This window comes from Dactylosporangium sp. NPDC051087, assembly GCF_055586325.1.
Window position 1 is genome coordinate 28,916 of record NZ_JBVJIJ010000026.1, and the last position, 17,042, is coordinate 45,957.

12 protein-coding genes are annotated in these 17,042 nt (G+C 75.3%); 7 read left to right on the plus strand and 5 right to left on the minus strand.

Annotation, left to right across the window (positions count from 1 at the left end; translation table 11 throughout):
- Positions 1-127 precede the first annotated feature (127 nt).
- Together ACZ6TV_RS40200 and ACZ6TV_RS40205 are read left to right on the plus strand one after the other, a co-directional pair.
- Positions 128-1,570: a hypothetical protein gene (locus ACZ6TV_RS40200; protein WP_465304098.1), complete on the plus strand. Its 1,443-nt coding sequence runs from the start codon at positions 128-130 to the stop codon at positions 1,568-1,570.
- A gap of 47 nt (positions 1,571-1,617) precedes the next feature.
- Entirely contained in the window at positions 1,618-1,845 is a 228-nt protein-coding gene (locus ACZ6TV_RS40205) for a hypothetical protein (RefSeq protein WP_465304100.1), read from the plus strand.
- A gap of 67 nt (positions 1,846-1,912) precedes the next feature.
- Here ACZ6TV_RS40205 and ACZ6TV_RS40210 read toward each other — a convergent pair whose 3' ends face one another.
- Together ACZ6TV_RS40210 and ACZ6TV_RS40215 are read right to left on the minus strand one after the other, a co-directional pair.
- Positions 1,913-2,533, minus strand: a complete 621-nt coding sequence (locus tag ACZ6TV_RS40210; protein WP_465304102.1) for a helix-turn-helix transcriptional regulator — start codon at positions 2,531-2,533, stop codon at positions 1,913-1,915.
- A 96-nt stretch (positions 2,534-2,629) separates the two neighbouring features.
- The gene (locus tag ACZ6TV_RS40215) at positions 2,630-3,424 is read right to left on the minus strand and encodes a hypothetical protein (protein WP_465304104.1); all 795 of its coding nucleotides are present in this window, start codon (positions 3,422-3,424) and stop codon (positions 2,630-2,632) included.
- Between the two features lie 412 nt (positions 3,425-3,836).
- Between ACZ6TV_RS40215 and ACZ6TV_RS40220 the strand changes: the two genes are divergently transcribed.
- The 3 genes from ACZ6TV_RS40220 to ACZ6TV_RS40230 all read left to right on the plus strand — a co-directional run bounded on the left by ACZ6TV_RS40220 (position 3,837) and on the right by ACZ6TV_RS40230 (position 7,367).
- Positions 3,837-4,808, plus strand: a complete 972-nt coding sequence (locus ACZ6TV_RS40220; RefSeq protein WP_465304106.1) for a hypothetical protein — start codon at positions 3,837-3,839, stop codon at positions 4,806-4,808.
- A 365-nt stretch (positions 4,809-5,173) separates the two neighbouring features.
- Entirely contained in the window at positions 5,174-6,874 is a 1,701-nt protein-coding gene (locus tag ACZ6TV_RS40225) for a CHAT domain-containing protein (RefSeq protein WP_465304108.1), read from the plus strand.
- 19 nt (positions 6,875-6,893) lie between these two features.
- Positions 6,894-7,367, plus strand: coding sequence for a hypothetical protein (locus ACZ6TV_RS40230; RefSeq protein WP_465304110.1), 474 nt, complete (start codon positions 6,894-6,896; stop codon positions 7,365-7,367).
- 30 nt (positions 7,368-7,397) lie between these two features.
- Here the strand turns inward: ACZ6TV_RS40230 and ACZ6TV_RS40235 are convergent, their stop codons facing one another.
- On the minus strand, positions 7,398-10,835 hold the full coding sequence (locus ACZ6TV_RS40235; RefSeq protein ID WP_465304112.1) for a CHAT domain-containing protein: 3,438 nt from the start codon (positions 10,833-10,835) through the stop codon (positions 7,398-7,400).
- 71 nt (positions 10,836-10,906) lie between these two features.
- Between ACZ6TV_RS40235 and ACZ6TV_RS40240 the strand changes: the two genes are divergently transcribed.
- The gene (locus ACZ6TV_RS40240; protein ID WP_465304114.1) at positions 10,907-11,179 is read left to right on the plus strand and encodes a hypothetical protein; all 273 of its coding nucleotides are present in this window, start codon (positions 10,907-10,909) and stop codon (positions 11,177-11,179) included.
- 286 nt (positions 11,180-11,465) lie between these two features.
- Here the strand turns inward: ACZ6TV_RS40240 and ACZ6TV_RS40245 are convergent, their stop codons facing one another.
- Positions 11,466-12,890 carry an RICIN domain-containing protein gene (locus tag ACZ6TV_RS40245; protein ID WP_465304116.1) on the minus strand — a complete coding sequence of 475 codons (1,425 nt, stop codon included), beginning with the start codon at positions 12,888-12,890 and terminating at the stop codon, positions 11,466-11,468.
- A gap of 152 nt (positions 12,891-13,042) precedes the next feature.
- On the minus strand, positions 13,043-14,449 hold the full coding sequence (locus tag ACZ6TV_RS40250; RefSeq protein ID WP_465304118.1) for a diguanylate cyclase domain-containing protein: 1,407 nt from the start codon (positions 14,447-14,449) through the stop codon (positions 13,043-13,045).
- A gap of 150 nt (positions 14,450-14,599) precedes the next feature.
- On the opposite strand from ACZ6TV_RS40250, the gene ACZ6TV_RS40255 reads away from it, so the two are divergent.
- Positions 14,600-16,774 carry a putative bifunctional diguanylate cyclase/phosphodiesterase gene (locus tag ACZ6TV_RS40255; RefSeq protein WP_465304120.1) on the plus strand — a complete coding sequence of 725 codons (2,175 nt, stop codon included), beginning with the start codon at positions 14,600-14,602 and terminating at the stop codon, positions 16,772-16,774.
- Positions 16,775-17,042 lie beyond the last annotated feature (268 nt).

The window sequence follows — 17,042 nt, forward strand, 5'->3', positions numbered from 1 at the left end:
GCCTGACGCGTCCATTGGCTACCCGTCCAGCACGGTTGTTCTCCGACGCCTCCCCCCCCCCCCCCCCCGCTCCCCCTCCCCCCCCCCCCCCCCCCCCCCCCCCCCCCCGACCCCGCAGACGGTCACGGTGCTCGCCGCGCTCGAGGCCGAGATCGCGGCGAGCACCCTGGTGCGGGCCGCGACGGACTCCGACGACGACGTGGTCGCCGAGGTCAGCGCCGACGGCGGCGGGCTCGCCGTCTGCGACCGGGCCGGGCCGCTGCACCCGCCGCGCCCCGCCGGGTCCGGCACGGCCGCGGCGCTGCGGGCCGACCTGGAGCGCGTCGCCCGGGCCACCGCGCTGCGCGGCCTGCGCGACGACCCCGCGTACCTGCTGACCACGCCCGTGACCGTCGAGTGGGGCCTGGTCGGCGCGGACAGGACCGAACACCCGCTACGGACCGCCGGGGAGGTGCTGCACCCCGGCCAGCGCACGTACGTGCGGATCCGCAACGACGGGGACTTCGCCGTCTACGCGTCGCTGATCGACATCGGCGTCGCCGGGAAGGTCACGCTGCTGACCAGGTTCGCCCCCGCCGGCTTCCGGCTGGAGCCCGGCAAGGAGTACGTGTTCGGCTACGACCAGCTCGAAGGTGTCCTCACCGGGCAGCCGCTGAACTGGCCGGAAGGGCTGCCGGCGCAGCTGGCCCGGCCGGAGACGCTGATCGCGCTGGTGTGCGACGCCCCGCAGGACCTCGGCGTGATCGAGCAGGAGGGCGTCGACGCGCGCCCCGGCCAGTCGCGGCGGCCCGGGTCGGTGCTGGAGCGGCTTGTCCGTCAGGTGGCAGTCGGCGGCTCCCGCGACTACCTCGCGGACACCGGACCGGAGGTGCGGTACATGGTGCGGACCATCGACTTCGACGTCGTCGACGCGCCCGCGCCCGCCGCCGAGGACGTGCCGTTCGAGATCGACGACCGGCCGGACCCGTCGGCGCGGCTGTTCACGCCGCGCGGGCTGGCACCCCGGGTGGTCGCGGTGCGTCTCGGCGAGCTCGTCGTGCACAAGAACCGGGCGGTGTTCGGCGCGGACATCCGGGTCGACGCCGTCGTGCTGACCGGCGGGAACCCCGGCGGGATTCCCGTGCACACCGCGCAGACGGAACGCTTCGCCAACATCAAGGACGGCGACCGGCTGCCCCTGGAGCAGATGCTCGTCTACCACGGCCCGGCGGTGGACTTCCTGGACATCGCCGTGTGGGTGTCCCGGGACTCGGCCGGCAGCCTGGCCCTGAGCGACCTGCTCCGCGCGCAGCTCACCGGCCAGGAGGTCCAGGCCGCCGGCGTGCAGCTGGCGAGCCTGGCGATGGCGGCGCCGCAGGCCGCCCTCGCCGTCGGTGCCGTCGGCGCCGGGGCGGTCCTCGTCAACGTCGCCTATCAGCTGCTCAGGGGCGCCGTGGGGGACAGCATCGGGCTGTACCGCACGTCGCTGCTGGCGCACGAGGAGTTCGGTGTCGGGCGCTACCCGGCCGACGGGACGCTGCGGCGCGCCCAGGACTTCTCGTTCTCGTTCACGGTCCAGGCCGTGTCCTGAATGCCCGAACCGACCGATCCCAACCACCGTTCGAAGGGACCACTGTCATGAGCAACAAGCGACTCATCATCGGCGAGACCGAGTGGACGATCGACGACAAGGACGAGGAGAACGTCGTCGCCCAGGTCAAGGCCGCCATGCACGGCAACACCACCACCGAGTTCGTCGTCCTGGACCCGAAGTCCCGGCCGGTGACCCTCGTGCTGAACGGCCGCGCCACCGCCGCCGTCGGGCTCGACCTCGACACGGACCCGCGGCCCGGCGAGATCTCCTGACCTGACACGTGGACCGGCGGTCCGGGCGACCCTGCTACGGGATGCCCGGACCGCCGCCGTGAGCAGGTCAGGCGTCCTCGTCGTCGAAGGGGTCGGCGGCGGGGCGCAACAGGCCGAGCCGCTGCGCCCGCAGGACCGTCGTGAGCCGGTCGGAGGTGCCCAGCTTGCGGTACAGGCGCTCCTGGTGCTTCGCGACGGTCCGCTCCGACAGGCACAGCTGCCGGGCGATCGCGCGGGTGTTGGCGCCGTTGCCGAGCATCACCAGGACCTCACGCTCCCGCCGGGTCAGCCCCAGCGGCGCGGCCGACCCCTCCGGCGCCGGCCGGTCACCGATGATCTGCGTGACGACCGCGAACGGCTCGGCCCAGCCGGCGGTGACGGTGCGCAACGCGGCCAGCTGCTCGTCGCGCATCGCGGCGGCGCGGGCCTCGACGAGGCCGGTGACCCGCCCCGCCCGGGACATGCCCGCCACCCAGCGCCAGCGGCCCTCGTGACGGGTCAGGGTGCCGTCGCCGAGCCCGCAGGCCAGCAGCGCGCGCAGCAGCACCGGATCGCCGCCGGACGCGGCGTTCAGAAGCCGCCGGGTCGCCGGCTCGACCGCGCCGTTGAGCACCTCGGTCGCCAGCTGCTCCAGATCCACGAACGGCGGCTCCGGCTCGGGGACGATCGTCGGTCGAAGGGTCGACATCCTGCGCTCCTCCTGCTCGGGGGTTACGCGGACAGCCTTCCGAGCGCGGCGCGGCGGCACATTGACACTCTTTAGCGATTCACGGATGGATCTTCTTTAGTCCCACGTGAGGCCGTACGCGTGGCGCTGCTTCAGCCCGCCGAACACGAGGCGGACCTCGCCGGCCTCGTCCGGCACCAGCGGATGCTCCCGGGGCAGGTCCGCGTCCAGCGACCACGGCGGCACCGCGTCGAGGCGCCACACGACCGCCGGCCGGTGCCCGGGCCGGAACCTGATCTCCAGGTCGAAGTGGTCGCACGGCACCGACGGCAGCAGCGTGTAGTGCGGGCGCGTCACCCGGTCCGGCGCGGCGACCTCCGCGACCCGCGACTCGTGCAGCGCCGGCAGCCGCGCCGAGTCCCGCCCGCCGGACCCGACGACGACGCACGACTCGTGCAGCTCCGGCAGCGCCGTGTCCAGGCGCAGGACGGTGCGCACCGAGCGCAGCCGCCAGCCGGCGAACGGGTCGGTGCCGTCGGCCGGGCGCTCCCGCAGCGCCGCCCGCGCCAGCAGCCTCGTCGCGTGGTCGACCCGGCGGCGGGCGGTCCTCGGCGCGCACGACTGCTCCGCGGCCAGAAACGCGACCCGCTGGGTCAGCTGCCGATACTGCCGGTCCCGGTCCAGCGCGAACGCGACCACGACGGCTCTGGCCAGCTCCGGCGGCAGCTCGTCGGCGAACGCCGTCAGCCAGGACCGGATCCGGTCGTGGACCTCACGGTCGTCGGCGCTGTCCCGGATGCCGCAGGCGCGGCGCAGGTGCGGCCCGGTCCGCCGGGCGAGGCTGCGGTCGCGCAGCCCCCACCCGCGCCGGACGGCGACGAGTTCCTGAACGAGATCATCTTCGGCCGACACCGTGTCTCTCCCTTCGGCGTTCCCGGCCGCTGCGAGGCCCGGTCAGCCTAACCCCGGGAAAAGCCGCCCGGTCGTTGCCGAAGTCAATGTGCGCATTTTTACGCAGCGCCACTCGATGGCCAGTCGATGTCCAGTCACGCCGATTCGCGCGATCCCGCAGGAGGACGTCGGCCCGTATCTGGCCAATGGCTCGGGAGGACACAGGTAATGATATCGGTCGTGTTCGGGCAGCCGAACAGACGGCCGCCGGAACGACCGGACGGCGGCATCGGCCGAACGCCTTTCGTTACTCCCCTGGGGTGGGATCTTTTGCGTACCGGGCTTTGCCGCTCCCATATCCCTGCGGCAGGCTGGCGGCAATCCACCCGGAAGGAGTAACGCAGTGCTCGAGTCGGCGGATCTGGTGCGGGACATGGCTCGCCGTGGAGTGCTCGCGGACCATGCGGAGTCGGTGAGCGGCCCCGAATACGTGAAGCTCACCGGCGGCGCGTACGACATCGTGTGGCCGGTCGTCTTCCAGCGGATGACCCGCGGCTTCGAGATCCGACGCGGCCACCCCGGCTGCGCCGCGTCGGTCACCGGCCTGCGCCCCGACTGCCTGGATCGTTTCCAGGACGACGTCGAGGCCGTCCTCGACGATCTGCTGCGCAACGCGAAGGTGCCCATCCACAACTTGGACGGTTGGATCACCAGACGGCTCAACGCCGCCACCGTCGACGCCCACCGGCGCCGTCGCGGCGAGCGGGGCGCGCTGCAACGTCCCCGGATGCCCGGCTGGCTCGCGGCCGCGCTCGGCGGGGACCCCTGGCTCACCGCCCTCGCCGTCGACATCCTCGTGTGGGTCGGCGTGCCGTCCACGGCCGGCACCGGCATCTGGCCGCTCGGTGCCTGGGCCGAGCAGCGGGCCCTCGCCACCGGCGAGGCCCGCGTCGACGAGGCCGACGTCCTCACCGACGTGGAGACGGTCCTCGCGGCGATGCGGCAGAGCCCGATGTGGTTCGCGAACTTCGTCGAGCGCCCGCTCGGCAGGAAGCAGGCGCCCGTGCTGTCCGCCCCGCGCACCGACCCCGACCACCCGGGCGAGCTGCCGCAGCTCGCGCTCACCGAGCCGCACGAGCGCGCCGACGCGCACCTGATCGAGCTCGCCGCGGGCGCCGTCGACGCGATCGAGCGCCGGATCCGTCTCGGGCACGACCCGCGCACCGTCGTCGCGGCCGTCGTGCGCACCGTCTTCAGCGGCGGCAGCGGCGCCGAGGAGATGGACCTGACCCCCGGCACGACGTTCGGCGACGCCGAACGGGCCGCGGCCCTCGTCGCCGACGAGGCGACCGTCGCGCGGATCACCGAGACGGTCCTCGACATCCTCGGCGACCGCCTCCACTGACCTGGTTCCGCTGACTTGGCTCCGCCGACCCGGTCCCGTTGACTCGGCGTCGCCGGCCCGGTCTCCGATGGCCTGGTTCCGTTGACTCGGTTCAGCTGATCCGGTTTCGCTGACCTGCTTCCACTGACTTGGCTTCACTGACTTGGTTCCGCTGGCTTGGTTCCGCTGACTTGGCTTCACTGACTTGGCTTCGTTGGCTGGGCTTCGTTGGCTGGCTTTGTTGACTTCGTTCCGCTGATCCGGCGAGACCGACCTGGCCGCCGGCACCACCTATGCCGGCCCGCGCTCCCGCACCCCCGGGGACCGCGCCGCAGCGGGATCTGCCATCGCGACGGCAGCCCCCGCGTCCCACGAGGAGGCGAACGATGACCGGCGCACCCGACGACCCGCGCGGCCGCACGGCCCGCCCCGCGATCCGGCCAGGCGCCTGGCTCGCCCGCCCGCTCAACACCGGCCCCGTCGCGGGCGGCCTCCGCAAGGGCGGCGTCCCGGCCGGCGGCACCCTGCCGGACAGTGCTTCGACCGGCGGTGTCCTTGCCGGCGGCGCTTCGGTCGACGCTGCTTCGGCGGGCGGGGCTCACCGCGGTCCGGCGGGTCCGGGGGGACGGTCTGATTCGCGGGCGGCGGCGCTGGACGGGCTTCGGCGGCGGGGTGCCGGCATCCTGCTGCAGCGGGACGCGGCAGGCGCGGCCGCGCTCGCCCGCGACGCCGAGCGGCGCTGCCTGGACCTGGCCCGGTCCTGGCTGGCCGGCGGCGACCCGGCGGCGGCGGTGCGGGCCCTCGAGACGGGCCGTGGCCTGGCGCTGCTGGCCGCGACCCGCTTCCGGGACGTGCCGGCCACGCTCGGCGCGGCCCGCCGGCGCGACCTGGCGCTGCGGTGGCGGATGTCGGCGCCCGGCCGGGAGCCGGCCGGCCTGCGCCAGGAGATCCTCGACGTGATGTGCGCCGGCCGGGCGGAGCCGCCAGGCCCACCGGCGCTCCCGGAGATCGGGGCCGCGCTGGGCGCGCTGGACGCCGACGCACTCGTGTACCTCGTGCCAGGCTCGCCGCCGGCGCCCGGCTGGGCGGTCATGGTCGGCGCCGGTGGCGGCCCGCCGGCCTGCATCGCGCTGCCCGGCCTCCACGACACCGGCGCGTCCGTGGCGGACGGGCTCGACAGGCTCGGCGGCTGGGCGTGGAGGGTCGCGATGGGCCCGCTCGTCGAACGGTTCCTGCCGTCGCTGCCACCGCCGTCCGGCCGCCCGCATCGTGTGGTGCTCGTCCCGTTGGGAGGTCTCGCGGGGGTACCGTGGCAGGCCGCCCACCACAACGGCCGCTATGCGGTGCAGGCCGCGGCGTTCACCCACGCGCTGTCCGCCAGGATGCTGTGCGGGTCGGCCGCCGCCGCCCCGGTGCCGGTCGCGCCCCTCGGGCTCGTGGTCGGCGACCCGGCCGGTCCCGCGCTGCCCGGTGCCCGCGCCGAGGCCTGCGCCGTGCACCGCGTGTTCTATCCCGGTGCGCGGTACGTCGGCCGCCGCCCCGACGGCAGCCCCGCCCGATCAGGGTCCGGCACCGCCGCCGAGGTGCGGGACTGGCTCACCGGCACCCGTCCCGCCGCGGGCGCCGTGCTGCACGTCGCCTGCCACGGCGCCCCCTCGAACCTGGTCCTCGCCGCGCCGGCACCCGGCGCCGGCGACGGGCGGCTCACGGCGGGGGAGGTCGGCGCCGCCCTGGCCGCGGCGCCGGACCGGGCGATCGCGCTCGTGGTCCTCGCCGCCTGCGGCGCCGGCCACGACGACGCGGCCGGCCTCGGCACCGCGTTCCTCGCCGGCGGGGTCCGGTCGGTGCTGTCGGCGCGGTGGCACGTCCCCGACCGCGCCGCGTCCCTGCTGCTGTTCATGTTCCACCACTTCCTCATGACCGAGCGCCGTCCCGCCTGGGACGCGCTGCACCGCGCGCAGCTCTGGATGCTCGACGCCGGCCGGACCCCGCCGCCGCGGATGCCGGGCCGGCTGGTCCGCCACCTGTCCGAGACCGACCCCGCGCGGGCGGCCGCCTGGTCCGGGTACGTCCACAGTGGCCACTGACCGGTCCTGGAGGCTCCCGGTGCACACCCCCGCCGACGCCGGCGCACTGCGGTTCGCGCTGCTGGACACCCTGACGCTGCTCACCGGCGACACCGTCGAGGCGGACACCCCGGCGGCCGCCCACCTGCCGGCCGCGGCGCTGCTGCACCCGGCCGCCCCCACGCCTGACAGCGACCGCGTCGACGACCTCGTCGCGCTCGCCACCGCCGTCGTGCACGGCGCCGGCGACCACGACCCCGCCACGGGCGTCGACCACTTCGTGCTCGCGGTCGCGCTGCTGCTGCGGCACCGCCTCGACGGCGCCGGCTGGGACGCCGACCTCGCCGACCTCCCGTCCGCCATCACCCACCTGCACGCAGCCATGGCGGCGCTGCCCCCGCAGCACCCCGCCGCCCGGACGATCGCCGGAGCCCTCCCCGCGTTCGCCGACCCCCGCCCGCACCCGCCGCAGCACGGGCGAGGCGGTATGGGGTTCAGCGGCAGGAGTGGGTGAAGGGCACTCAGGCCGCAGGATCGCTCGGGGTCAGCGGCCGTGGTGGGTGAAGGGTGCCCAGGCCGACGGGGCGGCGAGCGCCGCCGGGTCGGTGGGGACGACGGCGGCGAGTTCCGGTGGGACGTCGCGGTCCGGGTCCTGCATCCAGCGTTGCGCGGCGCGGAGGGCGTCGCGGTCGCGGAGGCCGCCGGTGGTGCGGAAGCGGTGGAACATCACCATCAGGCAGGCGGTGGTCCGGTCGTCGACCGGCCAGCGGGAGCCCACGACGCTGACCGCGCCCGCGGCGAGGAACGCGGTGGCGAGGGTGAGGGCCTCGTCGTGGCTCGCGCCGGTGAGGTCGCTGGCGCACGCGGACAGCACGACGAGGCCGCCGGCGGCGGAGGCGGGGCGGCGCTGGGCGGCGGCAAGGATGGTGGACACCGAGAGGGACGACCCGGCGCCGAGCGCCAGGTGGGACGCGTCGGGGGTCGCGCCGGCGCGGGCGTGGCAGGCGAGGTGCAGCAGCGCGGTCTCGGCGGTGATCGAGTGGAGCACGTCGTCCGGGCCGCCGGGGTGTGCGGGGCGGCCGAGGACGGTGGCCGACGGGTAGTACCGGCGCAGCAGGTCGACCTCGGCGGCGGCGTACTCCAGGTCGCCGGTGGGGTTGCCGACGAGTGTCGCGGCGCCGGTGGCGGGCACCGCGGGGCGCGCGGCGACACCGGTGAGCTGCCGGGCCGAGGCCGCGTAGGAGAACGCGAACGACTCGTCCGCGGGCCGGGAGCCCGCGCCGCGGGCGGCGTGCCACGGCACCGGGCCGAGGCCGCCGGTCGGCACGAGGACGAGCCGGTGGGGGCGGCCGGGCGCCGCGGGGCCCAGGTGGGTGAGCAGTGGCGCGACGACCGCGTCCCACGCCCACCGGCACACGCCCGCCAGCTGTGTCGTCCACTGTGGAGTGCCGGGGACGTCGGTGGCGTCGAGGTCGCGGGTACGCGGGGACCGCCCGGCCTTCGTGTCGTGCGCGGCCAGGAACGTGGTGAGCGGCTCGGCGTCGGCGCGCAGGGCAGGGGCGGGCACCTGCACGACGGGTCCGGTGGCGGGGACGAGGAGCAGCCGGCCGGCGCGGGTGGCGGCGCCGGGCAGGAGGTACACGAGGGCGTCGGCGTCGACGGCCCGCACCGCCGCGGCGATCTCCGCCGTCGTGGGGGCGGCCGCCAGGGTGTCGCCGCCGGCCCGGTGCAGGGCGGCCAGGACCCGGGGCCGCAGGTCCGACGGCACGCCGACGAGCCCGTCGACGATCCGGCCCACGGCGGCGCCGGCGGCCGGGCCGGGCGCGACGGGCCACGGCGCCGGTTCGGCCGGGCCCGTCTCCCACTCGGCCGCCAGGTCGTCGTGGCCCGCGGCGCGCAGCAGCCCGGGCACGGTGGTGGCGACGGTCGCGGCGTGCAGGACGAGCCCCCGCCCGAGCTCCAGCGCCTCGACGGCCCGCCCCGACCGCTCCGCGGACGCGTCGGCGGTGTCGGCGGTGTCGGCGGTGTCGTCGAGGCACCAGGCGGCGACGCGCAGGGCGAGCTCGGCGGCGTCGCGGGCGGCGTCGACCCCGTGCCCGGCGCCGCTCTGCAGCAGCACGTCGTCGCCGGTGCGGCGCAACGCCGTCAGGCCGTTGTGGACGGCGCTGCCGACGTCGCCGGCGGTGCGGTACGCGTCGGCCAGCAGCGCGTGCACGTGCGCCGCCAAGGGGTGCCCGGCGGTGCCGGTGAGGAGACCGACCTTGATCCGTTCGAAGGCGACGATGCCGGCCCGCAGGTCAGCGACGTCGCCGTGCAGGTCGTGGCGGAGCACCGAGACGTGCGCCCGCATCGAGGCCAGGGCGACCCGGTCGGCCGCGGGCAGCGCCCCGCTGCCCGCGGCGTCGTCGAGGCGGGTCTCGGCGGTGGACAGCGCGTCCGGGTCGCCGTCGAAGAGGCCCTCCAGGAGCGCGCCGACGGCGCCGACGGCCTGCAGCGCGGGCCGGCCGGAGACCTCGACGGCGAGGTCGTCGCCGGCGCGCCGCAGCAGCGCCGTGCCGGCCCGCAGCCGCGCCAGGTCGTGGCGGACGACGCCGACGGTCAGGTGCGCGAGGCCCAGCGCGGCGTCGAGCCTGGACCGCCACGGGTACCCGTCGGGCAGCGCGTCCAGGAAGGCGCCCAGCTCGACGACGAGGACGTCCAGGTCGTCGGCGTCGCGCCGCTGGATCGCGGCCGTGGTCCGGGACAGCAGCCCGGCGACGTCGAGCATGGTGGTGTCCGCGGCGGGGCGGTGCCGGTCGAGGCCGGCCCGGGCCAGGTCCAGGAACCGCCGGCCGGCGTCGGCGTCGGCCCTGACCCCGCGCAGCAGGTGCCGGTCGTTGAGCAGCGCGCCGAGGGAACCGGCGATCGCCGGCGCGAGCTCGTCGTCGCCGGGCACCGCGTCGATCGCGATCCGCAGGTCCTCGACGGCGGCGCGCAGGTCGGCGTCGTCGCCGTGCAGCCGGCCGCGCAACGTCAGTGTCATCGCCCGCAGGTACCGGTCCTTGCCCGCCGCGACCGGGTCGTCGGGCGCGTCCGCGACGAGCTCGTCGGCGAGGCGCACCGCGCGGGCGACGTCGGCGGGGTCGGACGTGTACGCCGCCGCCGACACCAACATCCCGGCGAGCCGCCGCACGATCAGCTCCCGGTCGGGGTGCCCGTCGCCGACGGCGTCGAGGTGCTCGTGCAGGACCGGCGACAGGTCGGCGAGGGTCGCAGGCAGCCGGGCGTCGCCGTGACCGCGGTCCGCGATCGCGAGGACGCTCTCGGCGCCGATCAGCGGCCGGAGCCAGTGCCGCTCCGGCAGGTGTGGCAGGAGCGCGTCGTACGCCGCGACCCGCTGATCCGGCACGGCCGGCTGGATGGTGACGGTGAGCGCGTCGAGCAGCGCCCGCTGCTGGGCGCCGAGGTCACCGGCGAGGGCGGGCAGCGCCATCGCCGCCCGCAGCATCTCCTCCGGCCCGGACGCGCCGAGCAGCCGCAGCATGGCGAGCAGCAGCTGCGCGTGCTGCCGGGCGGCGGACTCCGGCGGCTCGCGCTCGACGATCCAGTCCATCTGGGCGGCGGCGCGTTCCCGGTCCGCGAGCCGCGCCGGGTCGTCGAACGCGCCGCTCATCATGGCCGTCACGAACCCGAGCAGCGCCGAGCCGTCCGGGTCCGGGCCGAGGTGCGCGGGCATCGCCCGCAGGAACAGCGCCACGCCGAGCGCCGCGCGGGTCATCACCTCCCGCTCGTGCGGCACCGCCACGGCCAGGGCTCCGGTGAGCAGGACGATCGCGTCGTCACGGTCCTCGAGCAGGCCGTTGCGGGTGGCGTACCGCACGATCAGCAGCCGGCCGAGCTCGTCGGCGAGCCCGGCGGTGACCTGGTCGCCGGGCGGCGCGTCGCGGTGCCGGGCACGCAGGTCCGCGATGCGGCGGTCGAGGTCGTCGGGGTCCGTGGTCATGGCGTCCTCACCCTGATTTCCCGCGGCGCGGCCCGCCGGCGGGGCGCCGCCCCTGTTAGCCTCGGAGTGCGATGTCGAACGAACTGTCGCCGCGGCAGCGGGACCTCCTGGCCCGGCTGTTCTCCTCGGAGCTCACCGTGCTCAGCGACGCGGCCCGCACCGCCGGGAGCACTCCGGAGTCGGTCGCCGGTGTCGCCGAGCGGCGCCTCGCCGACCTGGAGACGGACCCGGCCGCAGCGGACGCCGAGACGGACGCCGCGGAGGACGTCGCAGAAGAAGTCGCAGGGGAAGTCACCGGGGAAGGCGCGGAGGACCTGGACCGCCCGGCCGCCGGGCCCCGCTGAGCCGGGCCCGTCGCGCCGTCCCGGCGATGCCGCAGACGCCGGCCTCGCTGACGCTGGGCGGGTCACGGTGAAACCGCCTCGGCACCACCGTCGTGGTGGCCGGGCGGCGGATCCGATCGGGGGCCCGCTGCCGGGGCGGGGTCGCGTGGCGCGTCAGCCGTCACCACGGACCCCGCCCCGAACTGCTGCGGGTCTGTCCCGTTCCGCACCGGTCATCGCGTCGCTCTCTTCTCCGTCGGTACAGACGCACTGACGGACGGCGGAGCGACGCGACGGAGCCGGGGGACTAGGGGAGGGTGACGCGCTGCGCGTTGGAGGCGTTGCAGTCCCAGATCTGCATCTGGGTGCCGTCGGTGGTGCTGGCGGCGGGGTCGTCGAGGCAGCGGCCCGACTGCGGGTTGCGCAGGGCCTGGCTGCCCGACACGTACGTCCACTGCTGGGCGCCCGTGCCGTTGCAGTCCCACAACTGGACCTTGGTGCCGTTGGCGGTGCCGCTGGCGCTCACGTCGAGGCACTTGCCGAGCGCGCGGACGGTGCCGTCGCCCGGGACCGTCCACTTCTGGGCGCCGGTGCCGTTGCAGGACCAGATCTGGACCTTGGTGCCGTTGGCGGTCGCGCCCGCGTTGACGTCGACGCACTTGCCGACGCCGACCAGGGTGAGCGGGCCGCCGGTGCCGCCGCCACCGCCGCTGGAGATCAGGAAGCGGTTGTTGGCGGTGTTCCAGTGCGTCGCCAGGTAGGACCCGGCGGGCGGGTTGGTGTGGAAGTAGTCGTTCTTGTTGCAGTCCAGGCGGTTGTCCTGGGCCTGGTCGGTGCAGACGATCCGCATGACGGTGCCGGGACCGTCGTTGTAGCACATGATGTCGTAGTCGTCGGTGCAGTGGCCGTACGCGGTGTGATTCGGCGACGAGCTCATCACCGCGCCCATCGCGTGGGTCAGCTCGTGCGCGGCCGGACCGGCCGACCAGCAGCCCGAGTCGACCCGGCTGAAGGAGGCGCCGGAGTTGTTGGCGTTGTCCTGGCCCGGCCGGTCGTCGAGGGTCACGTACGCGACGCCGCACAGCGCGGTGGCGTCGACGTACATGAGGTACTTGCGGTCGGTGCGGTTGTAGCCGAGCGCCTTGATCGCGTTGACGGAGTTGCCGAAGTCGCTCAGCGCGCTGTTGGCGATCGCGACGTTGGACACCGCGATGTTGCAGCCGCTGTCGGTGACGTACCGGACGTGCCGCGTCCCGCCGGTCTGCGCGGCGGACGCGCTGTAGATGTCGTCCACCTGCGACGACCAGGTGCGGATCGAGGCGAGGTACTGGTTGTACCGGTCGGCGTTGCCGGAGCCGCGCACGTACAGCACCTGCACGCGGTTGCCGGAGACGCCGTCGCCGTCGCAGACGACGCTCAGCGGGTTGACCGCGAGCCCGGTCAGCGGCTGCACGGACGTCTTGACGTCCAGGCCCTGGAACGGGGCGTCGGGGCCGTGGGTGCAGGCGCCGGGGACGGCCTTGACCTCGAGGAGGCCGGCGCAGCGGCCGGTGCCTGCCTTGAACCCGCCGTAGACGAGGCCGCGGGCGGCGTCGTCGGCGGGCATCTTGAACGACGGGGCACCGTCGCCGGGCACGGCGGCGGAGGACGGAGCGCTCAGGCCCGCTGCGGCCAGCACGAGTGCGGCGGCGGCGAGCAGGAGCCTGTTCGGACGGGGGATGAGACTTCTCATGGACACTCTCCCGGTGGCGGCCGGACGGTGACATCGTTGTCACCCAGTTCCGCCAGTGTTGCCCGGGATCATCACATTGGTCAATGCAAGAACGTGAAACAAACCTGCCAGTAGCGGTTCGCAGTCAGCCGGGCACGCGCGGTGCCGCGGGATCAGCCCGGCACGTGCACGTGCACCCCGGCCGGCTCGGCCGAGGCGACCCTGCCCTTGCCGGCGGTCTTCGCCGCGTACATCGCGGTGTCCGCATCGTGCAGCAGGTCGTCGATCGCCGTGTGCCCCTGCCAGCACGCGACGCCGACGCTCGCCCGCGGCAGTAGCTCGGTGCCGGTGACCCTGACCGGGGCCTGCACGGCGGCGAGGAGCCGGTCCGCGACGACGACCGCGTCCTCGAGCGCGTCCATCCCGTCCAGGACGACGGCGAACTCGTCCCCGCCGAGCCGGGCCGCGGTGTCGGCACCGCGGATGCCGTCGCGCAGCCGGGCGGCGACGGCGACGAGCAGCTGGTCACCGGCCGCGTGCCCGTAGGTGTCGTTGACCTGCTTGAACCCGTCGAGGTCGAGCAGGAGCACCGCGACGTGGCAGCCGCGCCGGGCGCGGGCCAGGGCGTACTGGAGGTGCTCGCGCAGCAGCGACCGGTTCGCCAGCCCCGTGAGGTGGTCGTGGAACGCCTGGTAGTGCAGGTCGGCGGCGTGCTCGGCGTTGACCAGGCCGAGCGACGTCTGCGCGGCGAGGGTCTCCAGCGACGGGCGCACCTCGGCCGGGACCCCGCCGGTGGCGCCGCCGGCGAGGAGGTCGCCGTAGTGCTGCTTGTCGGAGCGCAGCGGCATCGTCGTCCCGCCGGCGGTCTGCCCGCCCACGGGGCCGGCCAGGAGCTCGACCGGTACAGGACCGGCGGCCGTGACCACGAGACCGTCGACGACGGTGGCGGCCCACGCGCCGGGCACCCCGTCGAGGAGGTCGACCGCCGACTCGGCGCAGTGCCGCAGGATCGTCTCCCGGTCCGACGTGGTCGCCAGGGTCGAGCCGAGCCGGGCGAACACCCGCTCCCGGGCGGCGGCCCGCTCCTGCCGGCGGGTCGACTCCGCGACCACCGCCGTGAACAGGGCGAGGGGCGGCACGCCGGGTGCCTGCTGCAGGAAGGGCACGACCGCCGACGGTTCGGTGAGCGCGACCCCGCCGACCGCGGCGGCGAACACCACGAGGGTGAACGCCAGGACGTGCCGCCAGGTGCCGTACAGCCCGCGGAACGACACGAACACGAACAGCAGACCCAGCGTGCCGACCCAGTCGCGCATGCCGAGCCCGATGGTGAGCATGGCGAGCCCCTCGAACGGGATCATCCACGGCGGGAACGCGCCCCGGCGGTACTGCCGCAGCCACCACCCGGCGAGCGCGAGCGCGGCGACGGCGGCCGGCAGCCGGTGCAGCAGCGGCTCCTCGACCCTGCCGAGGGTGCGGGGCAGGACCGTGAGAAGGTTGAACACCCCGAAGATCACGAACAGCCAGCGGATCCGCCCGCCGAGCGGTCGAGGCGGAGCGAGCCGGCGCAGCAGACGCATACCCAACCATCGGCAGCGCGAGCATCGACGTGAGCGGTGACCGAACGCTACCCTGTCCGCACGCGATACCGCTCAGCTCGGCACCACATCGGCCGAACAAGACGTCGGCCGGGAAAACACCGGCACAGGACGAGGCGGTGAGGTCAGCTGTTGGACGAGCCGGAGCGGCGCGCTGGCACGCTGAGCGACGGTGTCCGCCGGCTGCTGCTGCTCTACGCCCCGCTCTTCGCCGTCGCCCTCGGCTTCGCGGTGTTCCGCGGCGTGGGCTACAGCGGCGCCACGATCCTGGGCTGGCTGCCCGGCGCGCTGTCGCTGGCGGTGGCGTCCTGGTTCCTGTTCCAGGCGTCCCGCCTGGACCGGCTCGCGCCCGCCGGCCGCCGCTTCTGGCGCCTCATGGGCATCGCCGCGCTGCTCATAGCCCCCGCGACGAAACCACTGACCGAGGCGAGCCTCGGCGGCCGCAAGTCCGGGCCGGTGCTCGCCGGCGCCGTGCTGCTGCTGAGCGTCGCGCTGCTGCTGGTGCTGTGGGGGCTGCTGCGCCTGCCGACCCGCAGCCGCAGCCGCGGGGACTGGCTGCGCCTCGGCCTCGACGCCGCGACGGTCCTCGTCTGCTCGGCGACGGCGCTGTGGCAGTTCGTCCTCGAGCCGATCTCCGACGCCCGCGCCGACCTGCCGCGCGCGCTCGGCCTGCTCGTGCTGAGCCTGCTGTGCCTGCTCGCGGTGCTCGCCGTGGTGAAGCTGATCCTCGTCGGCACCGACGCCGTCGACATGCTGGCGCTGCAGTCCCTGGCCGGGGTGGTGCTGCTCGGCGCGATCGGCTCCGCGCTCGTGCCGGTCCTGCAGAGCGACCGGCTGGCCGGGATCTCCGACATCATCACCACCGCCGAGGGCACGATGGTCGGCCTCGCCGGGGTCGTGCAGCTGCGCCGCGTCCGTCCCGCGACCGTCGCGCCGCGGCGCCGCCGCCCGTACAGCATCCTGCCCTATTTCGCGGTCGCCGCCGTGTACCTGCTGCTCATCGCGCACCCGGGCGACATGCCCGTGCTGGCCGGCGCGATGGCCGCGACCGCCGCCGTCGTGCTGCGGCAGCTGCTCGCGTTCCGCGACAACGACGCGCTGCTCGGCACCGTCCGGGAGCACCAGCGGCTGCTGCACGAGCAGGCGACCCACGACGCGCTCACCGGCCTGCCCAACCGGGCGCTGTTCAACGACACCCTCGACGCGGCGTTCACCGGCGCGGCGATCCTGGTGGACCTCGACGACTTCAAGACCGTCAACGACACCCTCGGCCACCACATCGGCGACGGCCTGCTCATCGAGGTCGGCCGCCGGCTGCGCGCCGCCGTGCGCCCCGGCGACCTGGTCGCCCGGCTCGGCGGCGACGAGTTCGCGGTGCTGCTGCCGGGCGCGGACGACCACGCCGCCGTCGAGGTCGCCGAGCGGATCCTCGCCGAGCTCGCCAACCCGGTCACGACGCACGGGCACCTGATGACCGTCACCGCGAGCGTCGGCGTGTCGCGCGAGGACGACCCGCAGACGCTCCTGCGGCACGCGGACATCGCCATGTACGCGGCGAAGCAGCGCGGAAAGGGCCGGCACGCCCGGTACACGCCGGACCTCGCCGGACTGCTCGCCACCCCCGCGCAGCGGGCCGACGAGCTCCGCGCCGCGATCAGCGCCGGCCGGGTCGAGCTCACCGTCGAGCGGATCGCCCGCCTGAGCGACGGGGCGGAGGTCGAGCGGCGCCTGTGCGCCCGATGGCCGTCGATCGACGTCGCGGACCTGACGGTGCCCCTGGTGCGCTGGTCCCTGGCCGAGGCGTGCCGGGTGACCCCGCCGGGGCGCGCGTTCACCGTCGACGTGAGCCGCTCGGCGCTGCTCGCCCCCGGGTTCGGCAACGACGTCGCCGCCATCCTCACCGCCGCGGGCGTCGCGCCGTCCTGCCTGACCCTCGCCGTGCCGGCCGCGCTGGCCGGCGAGGACACCGCCGTGCGGGGGGCGCTGCAGGAGCTGCGCGAGATCGGCATCGGGCTCGCCCTGGACCACACCGGCACCGCGCACGCCCGCCTCGACCTGCTGGCCTCGTTGCCGTTCACCCGGCTGGTACTGGACGCGGCGCTGTTCCCGCCGGACGCCGGCACCGACCCGCGACGGGCCGCCCTCGTCGACGCGGTGGTCCGGATGGTCGCGGCGACCGGCGTGGAGACCGTCGTCAGCGGCGTCGGCGACCCGGGACAGGCGTCGCGGCTGCGGGAGCTGGGCTTCACGCTCGGCTCGGGCCCGGCCGTCGTCGCGGTCGAGGATCTCCGCCTCTCCAGCCACTGAGCCTGTCACCGTCCGTTGTTGGAGAGCGCTCTCCAGTAATCGTGCCAGCGGATTCGGGTGTCCTGGCAGGTCAGCCGCCGCAACGCTTCGTACGCGTCGAAAAATAAGTCCCGCGGAACCGGGTTCCGGAACCGTGGACCCCTTGACAGGGCAGCCGGATCGGGCAACGCTCGTGTTTGGAGAGCGCTCTCCCACCCCCGGCTCCGGGCCGCCCGTTCACGGCCTCGGAGTCACACACCCCGGATGGCCGGACCGAGCACCGCCGTAC